Here is a 682-nt window from a genome sequence, read left to right as displayed (position 1 = left end):
GTTTCCCCATTCGGAAATCTCCGGATCAAAGCTCACTTACAGCTCCCCGGAGCATATCGGTGTTAGTGCCGTCCTTCTTCGGCTCCTAGTGCCAAGGCATTCACCGTGCGCCCTTATTAACTTAACCTAATTCGGCTTCCAATACACGGCGCATTTCTTCGTCAGCTTCGCTCGTTCACATCCTCACGTACGTAAGTACGCTCCGGTGTTCACTCACTTGCTTCCTCGAACTGCTTGTGTCTTGAAATCCTCAAAAATAGTAGTTAAAAGTACTACACAATCACAATGTGATTATTAATTGAATTTCTTGAATTTGTTGCTTTCAATGTCGTTTTATCCAGTTTTCAAAGAACATATTTTGGTGGAGCCTAGCGGGATCGAACCGCTGACCTCCTGCGTGCAAGGCAGGCGCTCTCCCAGCTGAGCTAAGGCCCCAAAAATTTAAAAGGTATGGTGGGCCTAAATGGACTCGAACCATCGACCTCACGCTTATCAGGCGTGCGCTCTAACCAGCTGAGCTATAGGCCCTCTTAGAATTTCCATATATTAAACTACATGAACATTCAAAACTGAACTGCAAAACGTTAAGCTACAGATAAAGATCTGTATTCCGTGTTTATCCTTAGAAAGGAGGTGATCCAGCCGCACCTTCCGATACGGCTACCTTGTTACGACTTCACCC

The 682-nt window shown here is 45.9% G+C and carries 2 tRNA genes and 2 rRNA genes; all 4 read right to left on the bottom strand.

Annotated elements, in window-relative coordinates:
• Positions 1-127: ribosomal RNA gene (locus WAX74_RS20935) — 23S ribosomal RNA — on the bottom strand; the annotation flags it as partial.
• Positions 128-359: 232 nt separating this feature from the next.
• Positions 360-435: transfer RNA gene (locus tag WAX74_RS20930), tRNA-Ala, on the bottom strand.
• A gap of 16 nt (positions 436-451) precedes the next feature.
• Positions 452-528 (bottom strand) — tRNA-Ile (locus tag WAX74_RS20925).
• Between the two features lie 98 nt (positions 529-626).
• Positions 627-682, bottom strand: a 16S ribosomal RNA gene (locus WAX74_RS20920); the annotation flags it as partial.

Origin of the sequence: Psychrobacillus mangrovi (genome assembly GCF_037104765.1) — a bacterium.
Taxonomy (GTDB): Bacteria; Bacillota; Bacilli; order Bacillales_A; family Planococcaceae; genus Psychrobacillus; species Psychrobacillus mangrovi.
This window is presented reverse-complemented; position numbering and strand designations above follow the sequence as displayed.